The organism is Paenibacillus sp. FSL R5-0810, assembly GCF_038002285.1.
GTDB classification, from domain to species: Bacteria; Bacillota; Bacilli; order Paenibacillales; family Paenibacillaceae; genus Paenibacillus_AQ; species Paenibacillus_AQ lactis.
Genome location: NZ_JBBOCF010000001.1, coordinates 6,331,258 through 6,352,138, shown reverse-complemented (window position 1 = coordinate 6,352,138; position 20,881 = coordinate 6,331,258). Strand labels below are relative to the sequence as shown.

The 20,881-nt window shown below is 53.5% G+C and carries 15 protein-coding genes and 1 pseudogene; 5 read left to right on the top strand and 11 right to left on the bottom strand.

The features are described from left to right. Positions 1–118: 118 nt before the first annotated feature. Complete coding sequence (locus MKX76_RS28445; RefSeq protein ID WP_028405889.1) at positions 119–1,072, bottom strand: YitT family protein; 954 nt, start codon at positions 1,070–1,072, stop codon at positions 119–121. A 167-nt stretch (positions 1,073–1,239) separates the two neighbouring features. Beyond that, positions 1,240–2,670: a cardiolipin synthase gene (gene cls / locus MKX76_RS28440; protein ID WP_007132325.1), complete on the bottom strand. Its 1,431-nt coding sequence runs from the start codon at positions 2,668–2,670 to the stop codon at positions 1,240–1,242. A 293-nt stretch (positions 2,671–2,963) separates the two neighbouring features. Here cls and MKX76_RS28435 point away from each other — a divergent pair, with 293 nt between their 5' ends. Beyond that, complete coding sequence (locus tag MKX76_RS28435; protein ID WP_341034961.1) at positions 2,964–3,938, top strand: M23 family metallopeptidase; 975 nt, start codon at positions 2,964–2,966, stop codon at positions 3,936–3,938. Positions 3,939–3,977: 39 nt separating this feature from the next. After that, positions 3,978–4,394 (top strand): bactofilin family protein, encoded by a 417-nt coding sequence (locus MKX76_RS28430; protein ID WP_213616371.1) that lies wholly within the window; start codon positions 3,978–3,980, stop codon positions 4,392–4,394. Between the two features lie 247 nt (positions 4,395–4,641). On the opposite strand, the gene MKX76_RS28425 is transcribed toward MKX76_RS28430, so the two are convergent. Together MKX76_RS28425 and MKX76_RS28420 are read right to left on the bottom strand one after the other, a co-directional pair. Beyond that, positions 4,642–5,418 carry an ABC transporter permease gene (locus MKX76_RS28425; RefSeq protein ID WP_213616369.1) on the bottom strand — a complete coding sequence of 259 codons (777 nt, stop codon included), beginning with the start codon at positions 5,416–5,418 and terminating at the stop codon, positions 4,642–4,644. Next, complete coding sequence (locus MKX76_RS28420; protein WP_213616367.1) at positions 5,408–6,325, bottom strand: ABC transporter ATP-binding protein; 918 nt, start codon at positions 6,323–6,325, stop codon at positions 5,408–5,410. Before MKX76_RS28420 ends, MKX76_RS28425 begins: the two co-directional genes overlap by 11 nt. 589 nt (positions 6,326–6,914) lie before the next feature. On the opposite strand from MKX76_RS28420, the pseudogene MKX76_RS28415 reads away from it, so the two are divergent. Next, a pseudogene (locus MKX76_RS28415) lies at positions 6,915–7,106 on the top strand (helix-turn-helix domain-containing protein); the annotation flags it as partial. Between the two features lie 184 nt (positions 7,107–7,290). Here MKX76_RS28415 and MKX76_RS28410 read toward each other — a convergent pair. Continuing rightward, positions 7,291–8,232, bottom strand: a complete 942-nt coding sequence (locus tag MKX76_RS28410) for an LCP family glycopolymer transferase (RefSeq protein WP_028405885.1) — start codon at positions 8,230–8,232, stop codon at positions 7,291–7,293. Positions 8,233–8,608: 376 nt separating this feature from the next. Then, entirely contained in the window at positions 8,609–8,971 is a 363-nt protein-coding gene (locus MKX76_RS28405) for a YceI family protein (RefSeq protein WP_138919355.1), read from the bottom strand. Between the two features lie 269 nt (positions 8,972–9,240). On the opposite strand from MKX76_RS28405, the gene MKX76_RS28400 reads away from it, so the two are divergent. Next, positions 9,241–9,609 carry a helix-turn-helix domain-containing protein gene (locus MKX76_RS28400; RefSeq protein ID WP_007132316.1) on the top strand — a complete coding sequence of 123 codons (369 nt, stop codon included), beginning with the start codon at positions 9,241–9,243 and terminating at the stop codon, positions 9,607–9,609. A gap of 135 nt (positions 9,610–9,744) precedes the next feature. Here MKX76_RS28400 and MKX76_RS28395 read toward each other — a convergent pair whose 3' ends face one another. The 4 genes from MKX76_RS28395 to MKX76_RS28380 form a co-directional block, all read right to left on the bottom strand. After that, positions 9,745–9,894, bottom strand: coding sequence for a hypothetical protein (locus tag MKX76_RS28395; protein ID WP_007132315.1), 150 nt, complete (start codon positions 9,892–9,894; stop codon positions 9,745–9,747). A 322-nt stretch (positions 9,895–10,216) separates the two neighbouring features. Continuing rightward, positions 10,217–14,812 (bottom strand): glutamate synthase large subunit, encoded by a 4,596-nt coding sequence (gene gltB / locus MKX76_RS28390; RefSeq protein WP_007132314.1) that lies wholly within the window; start codon positions 14,810–14,812, stop codon positions 10,217–10,219. 594 nt (positions 14,813–15,406) lie between these two features. Beyond that, positions 15,407–17,674, bottom strand: coding sequence for a YhgE/Pip domain-containing protein (locus MKX76_RS28385; protein WP_210094510.1), 2,268 nt, complete (start codon positions 17,672–17,674; stop codon positions 15,407–15,409). A gap of 240 nt (positions 17,675–17,914) precedes the next feature. Further along, positions 17,915–18,496, bottom strand: coding sequence for a TetR/AcrR family transcriptional regulator (locus tag MKX76_RS28380; protein WP_028405882.1), 582 nt, complete (start codon positions 18,494–18,496; stop codon positions 17,915–17,917). A 350-nt stretch (positions 18,497–18,846) separates the two neighbouring features. On the opposite strand from MKX76_RS28380, the gene MKX76_RS28375 reads away from it, so the two are divergent. Then, positions 18,847–20,019 (top strand): MGDG synthase family glycosyltransferase, encoded by a 1,173-nt coding sequence (locus MKX76_RS28375; RefSeq protein WP_210094511.1) that lies wholly within the window; start codon positions 18,847–18,849, stop codon positions 20,017–20,019. A gap of 167 nt (positions 20,020–20,186) precedes the next feature. Here the strand turns inward: MKX76_RS28375 and MKX76_RS28370 are convergent, their stop codons facing one another. Next, complete coding sequence (locus tag MKX76_RS28370; protein ID WP_210094512.1) at positions 20,187–20,870, bottom strand: metal-dependent hydrolase; 684 nt, start codon at positions 20,868–20,870, stop codon at positions 20,187–20,189. Positions 20,871–20,881: the final 11 nt, after the last annotated feature.

Sequence of the window (20,881 nt, the reverse complement as noted above, 5' to 3'; positions counted from 1 at the left end):
ATCGCAGCGGGAATTCCATCGTATAGAGATTAGCTTTTGACATCAAAAAAAAGGGCTCCGCCCGCTTCTTGTACCAGCATGCAGGTGGAACCCTGAACTATTCAAGCTTGTATAACGTTTAATGAATGGCCTTCTTCTTAAACCGGCCGCCCTTGACATCATGAATATTGCCGACTGCCACGAAGGCCTGCGAATCCCAATCTTCCACAATCGATTTCAGCTTCGCTTCCTCAAGCCGGGTAATGACCACGAAGATCACCTTCTTGCTGTCCCCGGAATAGGCTCCCTCGCCCTCAAGATAAGTAACTCCGCGTCCAAGCCGCTGGGTCAGCGCATCGCCGATTTCTTTATGCTTATCGCTGATAATCCAAACCGATTTGGACTGGTCGATGCCCTCGATCGTAATGTCGATGAGCTTGAATGCCAGATAGTAAGCAATCAACGAGTACATGGCATGATCCCAGCCAAAGATAAAGCCTGCGCTGCCGAGAATGAATACGTTGATGAACATCACGATTTCCCCGACCGAGAACGGCGTTCTCTTGGTAATTAAGATCGCTACAATTTCCGTACCGTCCATCGATCCCCCCGATCGAATGACCAGACCGACGCCCACGCCAAGGAGTATTCCGCCAAAGACGGCAGCAAGCAGCGGATCGATCGTAATCGGAGCGACAGGATGAAGAAAATAGGTTCCGATCGACATGACCAGTACGGCGTACAACGTGGATAAAGCGAAGGTTTTACCGATCTGTTTATAACCCATAAACAGAAACGGAAGGTTGAATAAAGTCAGGAATATCCCGAGCGGGACATCGGTTATATGGGACACCATAATCGAGATGCCGGTAATTCCCCCGTCAATGATCTTGTTCGGCACCAGAAAAATCTCCAGTCCCACCGCCATCAGCATTGCACCGAAAGTTAAGAACACCAGACGACGGAGAAGCTTTAAAGCAATTGATCCGCTCTTCGGATTCTCCGGCTTCTGCTGGTCCGCTTTCAGCGGCGGCACGGACTGCGGTTCCGGCTGTGTGTGCGGCTGTACAGAAATCTTCACATCATTTGACATAAATCTCCCCCGTTCATTATGAACCTCAGCTACTGTATATTTATTAGCGGCACTCCTATAAATATTCTATCATATTAATGAAAGCCGCTACTACCATTTTCAAAGATCAACCTCTATATGCATGTCATTCCATCATTAGCTGACTTTAATGCTGCCTATAATGGAGGCTATAACAACGGGGACAGCATCCGGCACAAGATTTCGGCTGCCTTCTGCCATCTACCCCTCGCATGGAATGTCTCCAGTTCGATGGCTCTGCTGTGGTTCAGGTCCTCCTTGAAATCCGATACCAGCCGATGGATCGGCTGCTCGTCGAACATCACAGCCGTCAGCTCGAAGTTGCAGAAGAAGCTCCGCATATCCATATTTGCCGTGCCTACGGAGGCAAGGAGCTCGTCAACGATCAGCACCTTGGCATGGATAAACCCTTTTTCATACTCATAAAAGGACACTCCGGCCGCCAGCAGCTCCTCCACGTACGACAGCGACGCCAGCTTGACGAGCCGCGAATCCGCATGATCCGGAATAATAATCCTCACGTCGACGCCGCTTACCGCCGCCGTCTTCAACGCTTCGTACAGCCCTTCATCCGGAATGAAGTACGGCGATGTAATCCAAATGCGCTCCTTGGCAACCGATATGGCCCCAAAGCACATCTCATGAATGGCATTCCAGCTCGTATCCGGACCGCTGCTCAAGATCTGCACCTGCTCCTTCCCGGTACAGTGGTGCTCTGGATACAGGCTCGGATTCGAGATCGCTTCGCCGGATGCCAGCTTCCAGTCGTGCAGGAATACGCTCTGCAGAAAATAGACCGCATCTCCCTCTACTTGCAGATGGGTGTCCCTCCAGTAGCCCATGTCCGGATATTCCCCGAGATAATCATCCCCGACGTTGATGCCGCCGAGGAATCCGACGGTACCGTCCACCACGACGATCTTCCGGTGGTTTCTGTAATTGATTCTGCGGCTGAACATGGATACCATGGCAGGCAGGAAGAAATAGAACTGAACCCCGGATTCTTTAAACCGCCGTATGAACGCTTTCTTCAATTTATAGCTCCCCAGCCCGTCGCATACAAGACGCACCTTGACCCCTTCCTTGGCTTTGCGGATCATCACATCCTGAAACTTCGTACCGATCCGGTCATTTCTGAAAATATAAAACTCTACATGAATATGATCCTTGGCCTCCTCCATCGCTTTGAGCATCGCATCATAGGTCTCCTTGCCATCGGTTAAGACACGGGTCTCGTTGCAGCCGGTGATGGGACTTTCGGATAAATGCTTTAACAGATTAAACAGACGATCATGATGATGGAAGCCGGGATTGTTCATATCCTCCTTGCGCAGGACGACAGCCGCCCGGTCCCAGAAATGCTCCTTCATCTCCCGAAACAGCCGGGAACCTTTTTGGCGAATCTTAAGCCGCTTCTGATAATCCTGTGCAACGAAAAAATAGATCACGAATCCCAGCAGCGGGAGACAGAACAGAATAAACATCCATGCAACCGTCTTGGAAGGATTGCGGAATTCAAGCAGCAGCACCGCTGCCATTTGCAAAATAAACACAATGAGAACAAGCAGAAGCCACACCATACGGCAGCCTCCTAACGGAAATAATAGTGGTCTTTTCTTTTAAACAGACATTGCTGGTCTAGGCGTCTCAGCTATCGTGGATAAGTAGCGTAAATAAAGACAGATAACTACAGCTTTGACCAATTAATTATGTATTTATTCAATTACCCAATGTCACACCTGCTTGAATAATATACGTTTACATCTCATTTTTGACATGTTTTTCGAAAGAGTAGAATACATAGAAGATAAGGAGCTGGCCAAGTCTTGCGGAGGATGCTATACCCACTAAACATGAATGGAGGGGAGATGCCATGAAAGCCGCGCACCGTAACCAACGCTTAACCCTGCTGGTGCTCCGGGATGCCCAGCATTCCGTCAAGCAGTTTCATTTGTCCAAGCCTCTCATGATCGCGGTGCCAGCAGCCGCGGTATTGTCGATCGCCGGACTGATCGTGTCGCTGCAGATCCAATCGGCTCAGACCATTTCGACTCTGGAGCAGCAGTTGACGCTCAAGAGCCTCGAAGCCTTGAAGATGGAAGTGACCGTCAGCGACAAAGATGAAGCCATCGAGCGCTTGAACAAAGCCATCATCCAGCTGTCGGGCGAGGCTGAAGAAACGAAGGCGCAGATGGAACGCGTTCAGCAGCTGGAGCAGCAGCTCCAGCAATTCATCGAGAAGCACGGGTCTTTATCAGGCACGCCGACATCCTCGATGTCCGATGACGCGCAGCTGCATGTCGGCGGAGAATACATTGCCGTGCATGAGAACGAAATGCTGGATATGGCGAGCGACATTCGGGATGATTTCGAGGAAATCCAGCAGCTGCTATCCCAGCTGGAGCGCCATATTCCGCGAACGCTGGACCAAGCCCAGGAAACCCAGGAGCGGCGGGAAGGCCTTCCTTCGCTGTGGCCGACTGACTCACGGAGGCTGACCTCGAGCTTCGGCTACCGCAGCGATCCGTTCACCGGCCGGTCCGCCTATCATGCCGGTATCGATATTGCCGGCAAAATCGGCGACCCAATCTATGCGGCAGGGAGCGGGCAGGTTACCGCGGCAGAGCGCAGCGGCGCACGAGGGCTGTACATCGTGATTAAGCATCCTAACGGCCTTGAGACCTGGTATATGCACCTGAACAAGCTGAGCGTTTCGGTCGGAGACCAGGTTGCCCAGGGCGAGATCATCGGCCAGCTGGGATCTTCAGGTCGCAGCACAGGGCCCCATCTGCATTTTCAGGTTGTCAAAAACGACGAGACCGTCGATCCTATGCGTTATGTGCATTAATCCAAAAATTTAATTGATTGGTAAGGAGGACAACAGATTATGAAGAAAAAGAAACGCAAAGCATCTGCTCATCTTATCGATTCCTTGATCGGCCCGGGCAGCGAGTTTGAGGGCGTGCTGCAGTCCGAGGATAATTTGCGGATCGACGGCCGGTTTAACGGATCGATTGAAAGCCAAGGCAGCGTTACCATTGGCGAGAGCGCATCGTGCCGGTCCAATATTTCCGCCAAGGAGGTCATTGTAGCCGGGAAGGTATACGGGGACGTCATTGCCGAGGGCAAGCTGACCATAACCCCAAGCGGACAGATGTACGGCGATGTCTACGCCGGTTCCCTGATTATCATGGAAGGCGGATTACTTAACGGGGCCAGCCGGATGGAGCATGCGGAAGCAGCGAGTGTCGCATCGGAGCAATCGGAGGCCGCACCGTCGCTGCAGCAGCCGGAAGCAGGCTGACTCGGCGGATGTGCGAGCCTCGGCATTCAGCCTCTGCGCGCGGCTTCGAGAAACGACGTTCCTGCAGGAAGCTCAGCTTGCCAGCAGGGCGGATCCTCTGCCTACCGCTCCCTTACCCTCCAAGGCCCTCCAAGCAAAAGAGCCCCTTTCAGCCATCATTCACTTGGCCGAAGGAGCTCTTATTTTTTCCCCTAATGCACAGCAGAACATGAATGACCGAACGAAAAACTTCCATCAGCTCGCGTGTCTACGCGGCAACATCCCGCTTGGCGAAGGCCCACCAGGTAATCATCAGAAAGACGAGGCTGTACGCGGCCAAAATGAAGATGGAGAAGCTGAGAGAAACCCCGCCTGGCCCGATCGGCGATTGGATATATCCGCTCAGATCGATATGAAGAAACAGGATGTATTTCGCCCATACGTATTTATCCGGGTTCAACATAAAGCCGAACAGATCCTTCGTAAACAAGACCAGGAGCGAGATGCCGATGGCGAGGCTGCCCGACCGGAACAGCGTTGACAGCATAAACGCAACAAGCGCGATCATGACCAGCTGGATCGTATCCGTGAGCAGCAGCAGCAATGAGTTTACCATCGATGAAGCTCCGGAACCGGAGCCCAGGCCGCCCGTGCCCGCGAAGAACAGCTGTGACAGCGCGATGCCGACCACGGCTGTCAGGACGGCACAGAGCAGGATGAACAGCAGGACGGCGACCCATTTTGACATCAATATTTTCCCCCGCCGGAGCGGGCGGATCAGCAGCAGCTTGATCGTCCCCGCCGCAAACTCCCCGGCTACGATGTCAGCGGCAATGACAACGGTGAAGATCGCGCTCAGGTAGAGCGTAAAGCTCTCCGTCCATGTAAAGACGGTCCATGCGTCCATCGCAGCCCCCGTTACATACAGCATCGCTGGCATCGCGGCGCTGAAAAATACGAGGATCGCCAGCATGATCCAGGTCCTTACGCGGAAATAGATTTTCATATTCTCATTGGCGACCAGATTGGGAAAGCTACTCCACATGGCGATCCCCTCCCGTCATTTCCAAAAACTGATCCTCTAACGATTCGGTTACCGGCTGTATCGCAAACACGCGGATTCCCGCTTCAACCAGAAGGGCATTGATATCCGCGACGGTCTCTGGATTGCCCCGAACAATCACCCTATTCTCTTCGGTCTTCGCCCCGAAGGATTGAAGCAATGCCGCAGCCGCAGAGGCATCATGAACGGTAAAAGCCGTCTCCTCGGCAGTCCGCTCGCCGCCCTCGCTCCGAAGCTGCCGGATATCGATCAGGCGGCCGTGCCGGATAATGCCGACGCGGTCGCACATCAGCTCCATCTCAGACAGCAGGTGGCTGGATACGAACACCGTCGTCCCCTCTTCCCGCGTTAATCTGCGCAAGTAGTCGCGCAGCTCGCGGATCCCCTGCGGATCCAATCCATTCGTCGGCTCGTCCAGGATGAGCAGCTTCGGCCGATGAAGCAGGGCCTGCGCCACGCCCAGCCGCTGGCGCATCCCGAGGGAATAGGTCTGAACCTTGTCATGGATTCGATGCTCAAGCCCCACGAGCTCCACCACCTCGCGGATGCGCTCTTTGGATATTCCCGGCATCATCCGGGCGAAATGCTTCAAATTGTTATACCCCGACAGATACTTATACATCTCCGGGTTCTCGACGATGGCCCCGATCAATGCGGCAGCCTGCTCATAGTGCGACCGGATGCTGTAGCCTCCGATCACGATATCCCCCTCCGAGATGGACATCAGCCCGACCATCATCCGGATGGTCGTCGTCTTGCCCGCGCCGTTCGGCCCAAGAAATCCGAAGATCTGGCCCGGCGGTATATCAAAGGTTACGTTGTCCACCAGCACCTTGGACGATATCTTCTTCGTCACGCCGAGCAGCCTTACAAGCGGTTCCTGCTGCATCATCTACTCTCCTTTGCCCTGGTATCCTATCTTTTGAAACATGCCCATTATACAATACCAGAGCAAAAGACTAAATGTGCGCAGTCATAACAGGCCTTATGCCAAGCTTCAACTTCCAGCCCAATCCCCTCAACCCCAGTAACCCTGCAATGCTATTTGCGGTCCTCCGATAAACCCGCCTGGCATTCCTTGCACATCCCCGCAGGGACATTATGCTTATAAAATCCGGTTCTATACAAAGTGTAGCTTTCCATCACGGGCAGTATTCGGCAGCAGCTGACACAATACATCAACCCTTTACTCATCCCGTCATCTCCTTTCCGGGATTCATAAGCTGTTATGCTCATCTCACTATGATACATTTTGTATCCACATCAAAAATATTATAAAATATGCTGACCTTTGTCAAATAAAACAGAAAAAAATTGCTCACGTTATTCAATGATACAATTTGTTTCATTTTTAACACTTTGATACAATATGTATTGACGATATTGCTATTTTAGGATACATTTTGTATCATGATAAACCTAGAAGCAAGTCATTGATTTCTTTAAAATCCTTGATGAGTGTAGTGAGGTGAATATGAATGACATATGGATCTCGCATAGCGAAACTGCGGGAACAGAAAGGATGGACTCAAGAAGAGCTGTCAGAGTTAATAGGAATTAGCCGTGCATCCCTATCGCATTACGAACAAAACCGAAGAAAACCCAATCTGGAGACTCTGACGCGTCTAGCGGACATATTCGAGACCACGATCGATAAAATTATCGGACGCTAGCTTCCGGCTAAGAGAGGATGGAATACAGGAACAAGGCAGTCTGGACCAAGCATCCGGCTTCCAATGAAAGCGCTCCTATTTTACCGAATAAAAAAGAGGAAACGGCGGTGAGGCAGTTAACCTGCACCTCCTTTTCCTCATGAACCTCTTCGTTGACTAAGGCCAGATAAGGACACGCGCCCTAGCCCCCCATAAAATCACTAAGCAGAGAATGAATGCGTTCCTTCTCGTTCTGATCGACAATGTAGTACCATATTCCGTCAATGGTCTGGCCGCGCCCCTGGATCTCCACCTGATCGATCCGATCCAGCTTCTGAAGATAATCGGTGACGAACCGTTTCATCTCATCAAAGGATATATCCGTTTTGACACTGCCCCCGACATCATCCAGCAGTGCCTCGAGCTTGAACACCGTCGTTATCCTCATCGCGTTATCGAGGATTCCTTTGATGATCTCCCGCTGCCTAGCGTTTCTCCCCAGATCTCCCTTGGGGTCTTCGAAACGCATCCGTGAATAGGCCAAAGCCTCCTCCCCGCTCAGCTTCAGAATGCCTTCGCCGAAATGATAGCCCGCATAATCAAATTCCATTTGGTTGCGTACCGTTACGCCGCCGAGGGAATCAATGATCTGCGAGAAGCCTTCCATATTGACTTTAACGTAATAATCAATCGGATACTGAAGGAAGTTCTCGACCGAACGAATCGACATATCTACACCGCCAAAGGCGTATGCATGATTGATTTTGTCAACCTTGCCATGGCCGACGATGCTCGTTCGGGTATCCCTCGGAACATTGAACATCATGATCGAGCCCTTGGCAGGGTTCACGGCCATCAGCATCAACGTATCCGAGCGCCCCCTGTCGTTCGGTCGTTCATCCACCCCAAGCATAAGCACCGTAAACGGGACCGGCTGATCCGCATTCTTCAATTTATCCGGCTTGACGGGGACATTCTGCTCGACAGTAGACACTGGCACTACCGGCGGCAATCCTTCCTCTCGTTCCTCGTAAATTTGATTCGCTGTCGATTTGATGGACTGGTACACATACGTCATATAACCCGCAGGGACAACCACAAGAACGATGAGCAGCCACACCCACCATTTTCTCCATATTCTCATTCGAAGCTGCCCTCCTAATAAATCACCACGATTATAAGGCCAACATACAATAACAAAATGCCTCGCTCGAAATCTGTCGATTTGCAACTTATTCTGTCGTATTATGAGGAGGAGCATTGCGTGGATTATAGCTGAATCAATCATGATTCACGCCAAAAAGGGGTATCGGGAGAGTAGTTCGCATGGGTCATGTAAATGCCGTTACGAGCTAAATCGTCAAGGTTTTCGCCATATAGGACGCTCTGATTTAAGGTAAAAGAACTAATGACCGGGCATCGTAAATATAGTAGAATAACAATGAGCCGAAGTTCGTATATCACATCTTAAGTCATAAGTTTTTTTGTCAGCGGTCATGTCTGGGATGTCCGGTATTTTTTCAGCTGTACAATTTTAGCCTGCTTGGCTGGAGTTCTTGGAGCATCATTCTGTTCAGCATACCGATGATCCGGCTTTTCTGTTCGCGGTCCGCTTCAAACTCCAACCGGTACATATAATGACCTTGAAAGAGCCCCCGATCCTCAAGAGTTCCTGTTAACAGAAGATGGTCCACCCGATCGTCAATCACATAACCGAGTAAAACATTAGATTGTATTGGGATTTTCCACGGACATAGGAATACCAGCCCATTCGGAACCAGCTCAAGCGGAGTAACCGGGTGGCTTTTCCCATGAATGGTCATCTCTCCGATTCGCAGCAGGCGAATGCTAACGGTGATTTGGTGCTGCCGTTCGTGTAACATGATAAGATATCTCCGCCATCCCTTATCGATTTTTTTGGTATGGGACGTTTCCTTGCTGGATAAAATGATACTAAATGTCACCCATTGACCGATTTGCAGATACGAATCGTATCTATCATTACTACTCAACATAATACGATACATATTGTATCTAGTCAACCGCATAATACCGATTTTCCCATAATTTCGGTCACAGGCATCTAGATGACAGATCGATGCAATCAGCTTCTATAGATACAAACACTCCATCGAAAGGGGGATCAATGCATATGAACTACGGAGAACGAATCTCTGAATTACGCGAACAGCGGGGATGGACCCAAGAAGAGCTTGCTGCTTCTGTCGGAATCACTCGTGCGGCACTATCCCATTATGAAAAAAACCGGCGCAAACCGGATTTTGAAACATTGACCCGCCTTGCAGACCTCTTTGACGTATCGATAGATTATCTCATCGGACGAACGGCACTGCCCAAAGCAGTCCTGGAGCCGGAGGTACGTGAGTTTGTCGACCAGTTGGAGCTTTCCGACGACGATCTGCTGGAGCGCTTTAATCTCACGATCGACGGTCGCAAGCTGACGGAGGAAGAAGCCAAGCGGTTCATCGCTTTTGTGCGAATGGAGCGCTCCATGAAATAAGGGGTCTCCCGGCTTTATTCTTCCATTCCCATTTGCCGCCTGCCCGGCAAATCAACGAAATCCCCGGCGGATTTGATCCTATCGATCCGTCCGCCGGGGATTTTTGTGCAACAGTATTCACATATGTTGACCGTGTTATTGTCCTTGTTGACGCTCCTTTGCCTGCAGCCATTTTTCAGGATGGATTCCTAATTGGATCATGAGCTTGTGAATGTCCAGATCCGTCTTCGGTCGGTCAAGCTTCTGCTCGGTGCTTCCTGAGCTTCTCTCCTTGTCCATACTCATTTTCTTAAACGACTCTCCTATCTACTATATTCCCTAATCCATCCCTTACTGCTCTTCAACGTTGTTATGTACGATTCACCGACAAACAACTTACTTACCAATATTATAGCGGACCCTTCCTTATGATGGTGTCGTCTGGTGGAAGCATTGTCCTCCGACAAAGCTTCTATTTTTGTCGAATATTGAGGTTCGCCGCCCCTTCGTCATGTACTAGTGTGCAGTGCAGCCTTACCGTTTTCTTATATATGAAAAAAAGCCGCATTGTATTCTGATTAAAGAACACAATGCAGCTTTTTTATACGTAAAAAGTCTTATAGGCCTTTTAGCTGCCGGAGCGAGCCAACTCTTTCATATTCGCTTCGAACGCAGCAAGCAGCGCGGCTTCGCCCGCCAAGCCTTGGGCTTCCGCCTTCTCGATCTGCTGCAGCATCCGCTTGTAATCCTTCGGAATGACCCGGACAAAGCGCTGAACCGCCTCATCCCATTCCCCGAGAATCTGCTGGGCAGGCACGCTGTCCGTGTGGATGGAGTGCTGCTGAATCATACGGAACAGAATGTCCTTCTCCTTCGGCTCCTCCACCCGCTCAAGCAGCACCATCTCCAGGTTGCAGCGCTGGACGAAGGCTCCTTCCGGATCATAGACGTAAGCGACGCCGCCCGACATCCCGGCCGCGAAGTTGCGTCCCGTCTCGCCAAGCACGACCACCCGGCCGCCGGTCATATATTCGCAGCCGTGGTCGCCTACGCCCTCTACGACGATGCTAGCGCCGGAGTTACGAACCGCGAAGCGTTCGCCTGCAATTCCCCGGATATAAGCTTCGCCGCCGGTGGCTCCGTAAAATGCGGTATTTCCGGCTATGATGTTCTCCTCCGCTTTAAAGGTCGCTTTCGGAGAAGGCTTCACGATGAGCTTGCCTCCGGACAGGCCTTTGCCGATGTAGTCATTGGCATCGCCCTCTACCGTCAGCGTCATTCCCTTCGGCACGAATGCGCCGAAGCTTTGACCAGCCGATCCGGTAAAGCTGAATCGGATCGTGTCCTCCGGCAATCCGGCAGCTCCGTATTTGCGCGTGACCTCGCTGCCCAGAATGGTGCCTACGGCGCGATCCACGTTCGTGATCGGGAACGTGCCTTCCACCGGAGTGCCGCTTTCCAGCGCAGGCTGGGCGGCTTCCAGAAGGGAACGCATATCGAGCGTCTGCTCTAGCCCATGGTTCTGCCTTTGGGAGCGATATCGCGTGCTGCCTTCCGGAAGCTCCGGCGTATACAGCAACGCCGAGATGTCGACGCCCTTCTTCTTCCAATGATCATCGGCCTTCACGGCATCCAGGCAATCGGTGCGCCCAATCATTTCATCCACGGTGCGGAAGCCGAGCTCCGCCATAATTTCACGCATATCTTCAGCGACAAAGCGCATAAAGTTGGCGACATGCTCCGGGTCTCCCGTAAAGTTCTTGCGCAGCTCCGGATTTTGGGTCGCTACGCCGACCGGGCAGGTGTCCATCTGACATACCCGCATCATAATGCAGCCGATCGCCACGAGCGGCGCCGTCGAGAACCCGTATTCCTCAGCCCCGAGCAAAGCGGCCACAACGAGGTCGCGTCCGTTCAGCATCTTGCCGTCCGTCTCCAGCACGACACGGTCGCGCAGGTTGTTCATGATCAGCGTCTGGTGGGTTTCCGCCAGCCCCAGCTCCCACGGCATGCCGGCATGGCGAATGGAGCCCTGCGGCGAAGCGCCTGTGCCGCCGTCGTAACCGCTGATCAGAATGATATCCGCCCGGCCCTTCGCCACACCTGCAGCGATCGTGCCGACCCCGACCTCCGACACCAGCTTCACGTTGATGTCCGCACGCGGGTTCGCGTTCTTCAAATCATAGATGAGCTCCGCCAAATCCTCGATCGAATAAATATCATGATGCGGCGGCGGCGAAATGAGGCCAACCCCCGGCGTGGAGCCGCGAACCTCAGCCACCCAAGGATATACTTTACGCCCAGGCAGCTGTCCTCCCTCACCCGGCTTCGCGCCTTGAGCCATCTTGATCTGGATCTCGTCCGCGTTCACCAGGTAGTTGGACGTTACCCCGAAGCGGCCCGATGCCACCTGCTTGATCGCGCTGCGGCGGGAATCGCCGTTTGCATCCGGCACGAAGCGTGCAGGATCTTCACCGCCCTCGCCGGTATTGCTCTTGCCGCCGATGCGGTTCATCCCGATGGCCAGGCTTTCGTGGGCCTCCTTGCTGATGGAACCGAACGACATCGCGCCGGTCTTGAAGCGACGCATGATCGACGCAGCCGACTCTACCTCATCAAGCGGAACCGGTGCGCCCGCTGGCTTGAGCTTCAGAAGAGCCCGCAGCGTCAGATGCGCTTCGTTCTCGCCCTGCACCAGCTCGGCATACTTCTTGTAGGTGGCGTAATCGCCCGTACGTACCGCCTGCTGCAGCAAATGAATCGTTCTCGGATTGAACAGATGCTCTTCCCCGTCAGCCCGCCACTGGTATTCACCGGCCGAATCCAGCACTTTATCATTGCCGTCCTTATCGCTAAAGGCGCGTTCATGATGGGCCAGCGCCTCAAGCGCGACCTCCTCAAGCCCGATTCCGCCGATGCGGGAAGGCGTGCGGGTAAAGTATTTCTCGACAAAGTCTTCCTTCAGGCCGACCGCCTCGAAAATCTGTGCGCCGCGGTAGGACTGGATGGTCGAGATCCCCATTTTGGACAGAACCTTCACGACGCCCTTGCTTGCCGCTTTAATATAGTTCTTCACGGCCTTCTCATGGGAAATGCCGCGAAGCATGCCCTCCCGGATCATATCGTCCAGCGTTTGGAACGCGAGGTACGGATTGACGGCGCTCACGCCGTAGCCGAGCAGGAGCGCGTAATGGTGCACTTCCCGCGGCTCGCCGGATTCCAGCATAATCGCAACCTTGGTCCGCGTCCCTTGACGGATCAGGTGATGATGCAGCGCCGAGACGGCAAGCAGCGAAGGAATGGCCGCATTGTCCTTGTCGACGCCGCGGTCGGACAGAATCAGAATATTATGGCCCTTCGAGATGACACGGTCCGCCGCTTCGCACATCGTATCGATCGCTCTCCGAAGCCCCTCGGCCCCTTCGGCCGCCGGGAAGAAGATCGGAATCGTCATCGATTTAAAGCCCGGACGGCGAACATGGCGCAGCTTCGCGAAGTCCTCATTGGACAGCACCGGCGAATCGAGAAGGATATGGCGGCAGCTCTCCGGCTCCGGCTTCAGCAGGTTCCGCTCCGGCCCGATCGTCGTGGCGGTCGAGGTAATCAGCTCCTCCCGGATGGCGTCAATCGGCGGATTCGTAACCTGGGCGAACATTTGCTTGAAGTAATTGAACAAGCGCTGCGGGCGCTCGGACAACACCGCCAGAGGCGCATCGTATCCCATGGAAGCGATGGCTTCGGCACCGGTAATCGCCATCGGCTCCAGAACTTTGCGCAGCTCCTCGTACGTGTAGCCGAAGGCTTGCTGAAGCTGGCGCACGTTCTCGTGCTTCGGCTCCGGAGCCTCCGGCGCATCCGGAAGATCATGAAGCTCGACCAGATGCTCCTCCAGCCAATCCCCGTACGGCAACTCGGCCGCGATCGCCGCCTTGACCTCCTCGTCGGAGATGATGCGGCCTTCCTTGGTGTCTACAAGCAGCATCCGTCCCGGACGCAGACGGTCCTTGTACAGGACGTTCTCCGGCGGAATATCCAATACCCCCGCTTCGGAGGAGAGGATGATCAGATCGTCCTTCGTTACATAATAACGGGACGGACGCAGACCGTTGCGGTCCAGCGTTGCGCCGATCTGGACGCCGTCCGTAAAGGCCATCGCCGCCGGGCCGTCCCATGGCTCCATCAGGGTGCTGTGGTATTTGTAGAATGCTTTTTTCGTCTCATCCATGCTCTCATGGTTGCTCCAAGGCTCAGGAACCATCATCATGGCTACATGCGGCAGGGAGCGTCCGCTGAGATACAGGAATTCAAACGTATTGTCGAACATGCCGGTATCGGACCCGTCGGGGTTGATAATCGGCTTGATTTTCTCCAGATCGCTGCCGAACAGCTCGTGCTCGAACAGAGATTGGCGGGCATGCATCCAGTTCACGTTGCCGCGCAGCGTGTTGATCTCGCCGTTATGGATCATGAAGCGGTATGGATGCGCACGCTCCCAGCTTGGGAAGGTGTTGGTGCTGAACCGGGAGTGAATCAGCGCGATGGCCGATTCGAGGCGTTCCTCCTGCAGGTCGAGGTAGAACTGGCCCACCTGCTCCGTCGTCAGCATGCCTTTGTAAACGATTTTGCGGCAGGACAGGCTGGACACATAGAAGCTGTCGCCCTCGGGCTTGCCGCTGTAACGGATCGCCAGCTCAGCGCGGCGGCGAATAATATAGAGCTTTCGTTCAAAAGCAAGATCATCCGAAATGTCCTCGCTCCGTCCGATGAACACCTGACGGACATACGGCTTTGCCGATTTCGCGGATTTGCCGAGCATCTCGTCGTTGGTCGGAACATCCCGGAAGCCGAGCAGCGCCTGGCCTTCCTCGGCAATAATCGCGGCCAGCCGGTCTTCATGCGCGGCACGAACTTCAGGGTCATGGGACTGGAACAGCATCCCAACACCGTAATGTCCGGCTTCCGGAAGCTCGAAGCCCAGCTTCGCCGCTTCCTCGGCGAAGAAGGCATGAGGGATTTGCAGCATGATGCCCGCGCCGTCGCCGGAGTTCGGCTCACTGCCCTGACCGCCGCGATGCTCCATGTTGGCAAGCATCGTAAGCGCATTGCTGACGATTGCATGGGACGGTTTGCCCTTGATATGGGCGATGAAGCCCATACCGCACGCATCTTTTTCAAACTGCGGATCATAAAGGCCCTGTTTCTGGGGAAAATCGGTATGTTTCATAGAATGCAACCTTTCTTGTTATAGAATAAAATGCGGCTGAATGAACTAAAAGCATACGACCCTGCATCGATCCCCATGCTGAAGCAAGAACACCGATTAGAAATGATGCAGTTTAGTGCAAAATGGACAAAGGTTATTCCTTACCTGATACGTTAGATTAATTAGTACAGATTATTGTATCACCGTCATACGATGGGGGCAATTCAAACTTTTTATGAAGATGATAAGAATTACTTTTAAGAAAATGCGTGATAGATAGATGTTCAAAATCATGTAGAATAGTGCAAAAAATAATGCAAATATAACATTCCGAATACCCTCCATACCCGTTTGCATGCCTCACTTTGCGTTCAGACCATAGACGCCCGGTGAAATCATAAGCACAGAAAAGAGGCTCCCCAGGTCCGATGACCTTGGAAAGCCCCTTGTGGATACTGCTTATCGCGCTTTTAGCTCATCGTTTGGATGGCCGCTTTACGTTTTTCGCTGAAGTATTTGCTTTACCCTTAGGGGGTTATCCCGTCAGCATATGGTTTGTGCCTTCAAGCTTGCCAACCCTTCGGCTTAAGCTAAGCCTGCGTGACTGCTTTCATCTTATGCCGATACTGCGTTCTCGGTATTTACCGATTTCTTAACACCGCGATTCGACAGGAAGTAGATGGCGGTCAATGCCAGGAATACGAGGCCGAATCCAGACAGCACGCCCGTATTGCTCCACATGCCGTCGAAATTGCCCGTCGATATGACGTCCTTGTACCCCTTCACGCTGTACGTCATCGGCAGCAGCGGGTTCAGCACCTTCATCCAGTCCGGAATAAGCTCCAGCGGGAAGGTACCTGCGCTCGTCGTCAATTGGAAAATCAGAATCACGATGACAACGAAGCGTCCCGGTTGATCCAGCCAAGTGACAAACGCCTGAACCAGGAACATGAAGGACAGGCTCGTCACGAAGGAGAACAGGTAGAATAGCGGTACGTTCTGTACATCAAGCTTCAGCCCATAGAGCATGACGATGACCGCCAGCAGCGCCTGAAGCATGCCCATGCCGGCAAATGAAAGCGTGCGGCTGACGAATCGATTCCAGCCGGATGCATCCGGCACGGAGGAGTTGCGAATCGGCAGGATGATCGTCGAGATCAAGGCCCCGACGAACAAGCCGAGCGACAGGAAGTAAGGCGCGAAGCCCGTGCCGTAGTTCGGCACTTCGTTCACCTTGTGCTCATCGATCTGCACCGGTCCGGCAAACATCGTGACGGTCTCGTCCGTCGTCTTGATATCGCCCGTCTTGTCGGCAGCCTCGTTCAGCTTGCCGGCCAGCTCTCCGCTGCCGTCCTTCAATTCGCTCATGCCGCTGACTAGCTGACCAGCGCCGGAGTCCAGCTGCTTCGAGCCGTCGGCCAGCGCGCCTACGCCGCTGCCAAGCTTGCCTGCTCCGCCTGCCAGCTGCTGCGTGCCTTGCGCCAGCGTTGCGGCGCCGCTTGCGAGCTCTTTGCCTCCGGCTGCCGCTTCGCCAAGCTTCATGCCAAACAGCTTCATGCCGTCAACCAGCTGCGTCTGGCCTGCATTCAGCTGCTTCGCGCCGGCCAGCAGCTCCTTACCGCCGGATGCCAGCTGTTTGCCGCCTGCAGCAAGCTCCGAAGCACCGCTGCTGAGCTTGCCCGCTCCCGCATTCAGCTGCTGCACCCCTTGATCCAGGGCTGCTGCGCCTTCGGCCAGCTTCTTCTGGCCTGCATTCAGCTGTGAAGTACCGGAAGCAACGGATTGGCTGGCAGCCAGCAGCTTCTGCATCTCCGGACTTTGCGCAAGCTCAGGGTTCCCTTCCGCAAGCTGCTTCAGGCCGTCTGCGACCGCGTTAGCCCCTTGCTCAAGGGAAGCCGCAGCTTCAAGCGATTGTTGAAGCCCTGCCTTCAAATTGCCGCTGCCCTCCGCAGCGCTGTTCGCACCGGCCGCCAGCTGCGCGGCACCGGCCTGGTTGGCCTGCAGGCCTTCGTTCAGCTTCGCGCTGCCCGTTGCCGCAGCTTCAATCCCGGCCTGCAGCTTCGCGCCGCCCTTGCTTGCCTGCTCGGCCCCGGCTGTAAGCTGGCCGTGAGCGCTCTTCAGCTGCTCCAAGCCCGAGGACAGGGTTCCTGCCCCCGTGCTAAGCTTGCCGGCGCCGCTGTTCAGTTCCTGGACGCCTTTAGTCAGAGGGGCCAAGCCGTTTTGGAGCTCCTGGGTTCCGCTAACGAGCTTCGCCAGGTTCTCCTTCAGCTTCACGGCTCCGTCATCAAGCTTGATCGCGCCTTCCGACAGCTTGGATGCGCCGTCTCCGGCTTCACCCAAACCATCCGACACTTTGCCGATCTGGTCAAACAGCGTTTCCGTATAGGCCTCCGTCACTTTCTGGGATACCTTGGACTGGATTTCCTTCACTGCCGTACCGCCGATCTGGGCGGCGAGGAAGTTGTAGCCCTCATTCGGCTCGAATACGATCTGGGCCGGCTGAGGGTGTTCATCCATTAACGTCGTCGCCTGCTGCGAGAAGTTCTCAGGAATGGTGATCGTCATGTAATACTTATTGTCTTTCATTCCTTGTTCGGCTTCGCTCTTGTTCACGAACTGCCAGTTAAAATCTTTACCCTTCTTGAGCTCGGCTACCAGGTCCTTACCTGCCTGAAGCTCCTTGCCTTCAAATACGGCTCCCTGGTCGTTGTTCACGACGGCGACAGGAAGATCATCCATCTTCCCGTATGGATCCCAGAAGGCCCCAAGAAACATACCGCTGTACATCACCGGTATGAACAGCACGGCGATGATCGGAATCAGAATTTTCGGATTACGAAGCGCCGCGCCGATGTCTTTTGCAAATACAGATAATGACTTCATCGGAGTCTCTCCCCTTTTTCTCTAAATAACGGTGTTGCATGCCGACATGCTCCACATTCGTGGAGGTATTACATGGCAAGCCAGTACATAATGACCAATATGCTCATTTGGTCAGTCGAGACGAAAAAAAATGACCGATCCAAGAAGACCTCCTCATTCACCCGCTGATCTTATGATCTTATCCGTGAACGGAAGGTCTCCTAAATGCGGCAGACCAAGAAAGGAGTCCCTTTCTATTTCTTACTTCGAGGTCTTTAACCCGTCAGCCAGAAACACCATCATATATTCCTTGATCTGCTCTTTGCTCAGGGGGGCATGCAGCTGGTTGAGATCGGTTGTAAGGGCAATGTACAGCTTCAGCATGACGAAGGATACCACCTGGGCATCCAGCGGTTTGATCTCGCCGCTTGCCATGGCGCGTTCCACAATCCCCTTCAAATAGCCGACAATCCCGTTCTCTACCTTGGTCAATCCTTCATGCGCCTTAGGGGTCCCGATGTCTCTTACCTCTTGCGAGAGCTTAATGAAGAGCTCATGCTCGCTCCGGAACTCCAGAAGGACATCCAGCACACGATACAGATTGTCGAAGAATTCCCTGTCCTCCCGGATTTCCCGCTCGGCCATCCGCTTCATCTCCATGATCGCCGAGTGCAAAATCTCGTCAAACAGCTCATCCTTATTCGTAAAAAACGTATAAATCGTGCCCTTCCCCACATTCGCGATCTTCGCCACCTGTTCCATCGTCGTCGCCTTGTAGCCGAACAAGGCAAACGATTTGGAGGCCGCATCAAGCACTTGCTTCCGACGGTCCACAGCTGACATGCCAACCCCTCCTCCTGTAATAAGCGCACTTCGTCCGATTTCTCAAAACTGACCGAAATACACTTTTGGTCATTTGGTCAAAATTTACTTTACCAGATTGTCATCCGGTTTGCAATAGGTTTATTTCATATTTAGATCATAGAGCCCTCGGGAGCTCTATTCAACCATCTCTATATTATAGAAGAAAAAGGTCTGGGCAAGGACGCATCCCCGTGGTGGATGGACAAAATAATTGAAATGCTTTCCCCCATCGGCGCGTATATATAGGACGCATGCTCTTTTTTTCCACGCGCTCTTCAAAAAATGATTCCTGTTCTGTAAGATAGAGGGAGAAAGAAGTAGGTGAAATCATGCGATATCCAAGAGTGCTCCTTTTTTCCGAAGGATTCGGTACGGGGCATACGCAAGCAGCTTATGCGCTGGCTGAAGGCATCCGGCGGATGAATCCCGGGATCCACTGCCGCGTCATCGAGCTGGGTAATTTTCTGAACCCGACGGTGGGCCCGTTGATTCTGTCCGCTTACCGCAAAACCGTCAGCACCCGTCCGCGCCTTGTCGGGATGCTGTACCGTTCGCAATATAAGAAATCGTTAAACCGTTTGACGAGGCTGGCGCTGCATCGCATTTTCTACGCACAGGCCGAGCGCGTGATCGAGCAGCTGAAGCCGAATTTGATCATCTGCACCCATCCGTTTCCGAACGCGGTCGTCTCCCGTTTGAAGCGCCAAGGGCTCTCTGTTCCGCTTTATACGCTGATTACCGATTATGATGCCCACGGCACCTGGGTCAATTCGGAGGTGGATGAATATCTGGTATCTACCCCTCATGTGAAAAAGATGCTGATGCACCGGGGAGTTCCTTCGGAGTTCATCCGCGTGACCGGCATACCCGTGCATCCGAAATTCTGGGAGAGCGGCGACAGGAAGGCGCTGGAGGCGGAGCTGGGCATCAACAGCATGCCTACCGTGCTGATCATGGGAGGGGGCTGGGGACTCGTATTCAATAAGGAGCTTCTGAGCAAGCTGGCTGCGAGAGCGGACGATATCCAACTCGTCTTCTGTATGGGCCAGAACGAGAAGCTGGTAGCAAGCATGCGCGAGGACCCGATCTTTCAGCACCCCAACATCCACGTTTGGGGCTACCGTGACGATATACATAAGCTGATGGACGTATCCGACCTCCTGATTACGAAGCCGGGCGGCATGACCTGTACGGAAGGCGTGGCAAAAGGCATCCCCATGCTGTTCTATGAGCCGATTCCGGGACAGGAGGAGGAGAACTCCAATTTCTTTGTCAGCAAGGGATATGCCGAAATATTGGATTCCGCATCCGTGATCGACAAATGGCTGGATCTGCTGTCCAATCACTATGAGCAGGTGCAGGAACATCGCACCTCCACCGCCCAGTCGCGTTCCTCGCATCTGGCGCCGAAGCATTGCGCCGCGGAGGTCATGGAGCTGTTGACGGATGAGCAGCTGCCAGCGATAGGCGACGAGGCTCCACGAGTCTCGGATCAGCCTTAGGGTTGATCGTTATTCTCACGATGTTCAACTGCTTTATTCTAATAGATTCATTCCCGATCGACCGCATAATAAAAAAGCTTCCCTGTCGCTATTCAGACGGGGAAGCTTTTGTTATAGATAGCTAAGATATTGAATCTTTGCTGCTATGAATCTATTCTTCAATGAATCTAAATCTCCAGGCTTTCTCCCGCCTTCAGCGGATGCCCGGATACGCCGGTTTTGGCCAGCTCCTCGCAGAATGCCTGCGCATCCTGGCGAATGCCCGGGAACGTATCGTAATGCACCGGAATGACGTGCTTGGTCCGAATCCACTGCGCCGCGAGGAGAGCATCCTCCGGTCCCATCGTCAGCAAATCGCCGATCGGAAGCGCGGCTGCATCGATGTTATTCATCTCGCCGATCAGCTTCATATCGCCGAATAGGCTCGTATCGCCCGCATGATAGAACTGTTTGCCTCCCATCGTAAGGATGACGCCGCCTGGCTGACCTGCATAAATCCAGGTGTCTCCCACCGAGATGGATGAGGAGTGAAACGCAGGGGTGTACTTCACCTTGAAGCCGTCAAACTGCGCACTTCCCCCGATGTTCATACCATGGGATTTGACCCCCTGGTTCCCGCAATATACGGCAAGCTCATAGACCGCAATGATGGGACAATCGTTGTTCTTGGCAATTTCAATGCAGTCGCCAAAGTGGTCGGAATGCCCATGGGTGAGCACCACCGCATCCACCTTTACATCGCTGGGCGAGATGCCGGAGCCGGGATTTCCGGATAGGAACGGGTCAATGATGACGCTCTTTCCGCCCGCTTCCACTAGAATGCTAGAATGGCCGTAGTACGTTATTTTCATCGTTAAACACA

Bases quoted from the DNA above. Each gene is read 5' to 3' on its own strand.
- MKX76_RS28445 (WP_028405889.1), bottom strand. From the start codon at position 1,072: ATGTCAAATGATGTGAAGATTTCTGTACAGCCGCACACACAGCCGGAA.
- cls (WP_007132325.1), bottom strand. From the start codon at position 2,670: ATGGTGTGGCTTCTGCTTGTTCTCATTGTGTTTATTTTGCAAATGGCA.
- MKX76_RS28435 (WP_341034961.1), top strand. From the start codon at position 2,964: ATGAAAGCCGCGCACCGTAACCAACGCTTAACCCTGCTGGTGCTCCGG.
- MKX76_RS28430 (WP_213616371.1), top strand. From the start codon at position 3,978: ATGAAGAAAAAGAAACGCAAAGCATCTGCTCATCTTATCGATTCCTTG.
- MKX76_RS28425 (WP_213616369.1), bottom strand. From the start codon at position 5,418: ATGTGGAGTAGCTTTCCCAATCTGGTCGCCAATGAGAATATGAAAATC.
- MKX76_RS28420 (WP_213616367.1), bottom strand. From the start codon at position 6,325: ATGCAGCAGGAACCGCTTGTAAGGCTGCTCGGCGTGACGAAGAAGATA.
- MKX76_RS28410 (WP_028405885.1), bottom strand. From the start codon at position 8,232: ATGAGAATATGGAGAAAATGGTGGGTGTGGCTGCTCATCGTTCTTGTG.
- MKX76_RS28405 (WP_138919355.1), bottom strand. From the start codon at position 8,971: ATGTTACACGAACGGCAGCACCAAATCACCGTTAGCATTCGCCTGCTG.
- MKX76_RS28400 (WP_007132316.1), top strand. From the start codon at position 9,241: ATGAACTACGGAGAACGAATCTCTGAATTACGCGAACAGCGGGGATGG.
- MKX76_RS28395 (WP_007132315.1), bottom strand. From the start codon at position 9,894: ATGAGTATGGACAAGGAGAGAAGCTCAGGAAGCACCGAGCAGAAGCTT.
- gltB (WP_007132314.1), bottom strand. From the start codon at position 14,812: ATGAAACATACCGATTTTCCCCAGAAACAGGGCCTTTATGATCCGCAG.
- MKX76_RS28385 (WP_210094510.1), bottom strand. From the start codon at position 17,674: ATGAAGTCATTATCTGTATTTGCAAAAGACATCGGCGCGGCGCTTCGT.
- MKX76_RS28380 (WP_028405882.1), bottom strand. From the start codon at position 18,496: ATGTCAGCTGTGGACCGTCGGAAGCAAGTGCTTGATGCGGCCTCCAAA.
- MKX76_RS28375 (WP_210094511.1), top strand. From the start codon at position 18,847: ATGCGATATCCAAGAGTGCTCCTTTTTTCCGAAGGATTCGGTACGGGG.
- MKX76_RS28370 (WP_210094512.1), bottom strand. From the start codon at position 20,870: ATGAAAATAACGTACTACGGCCATTCTAGCATTCTAGTGGAAGCGGGC.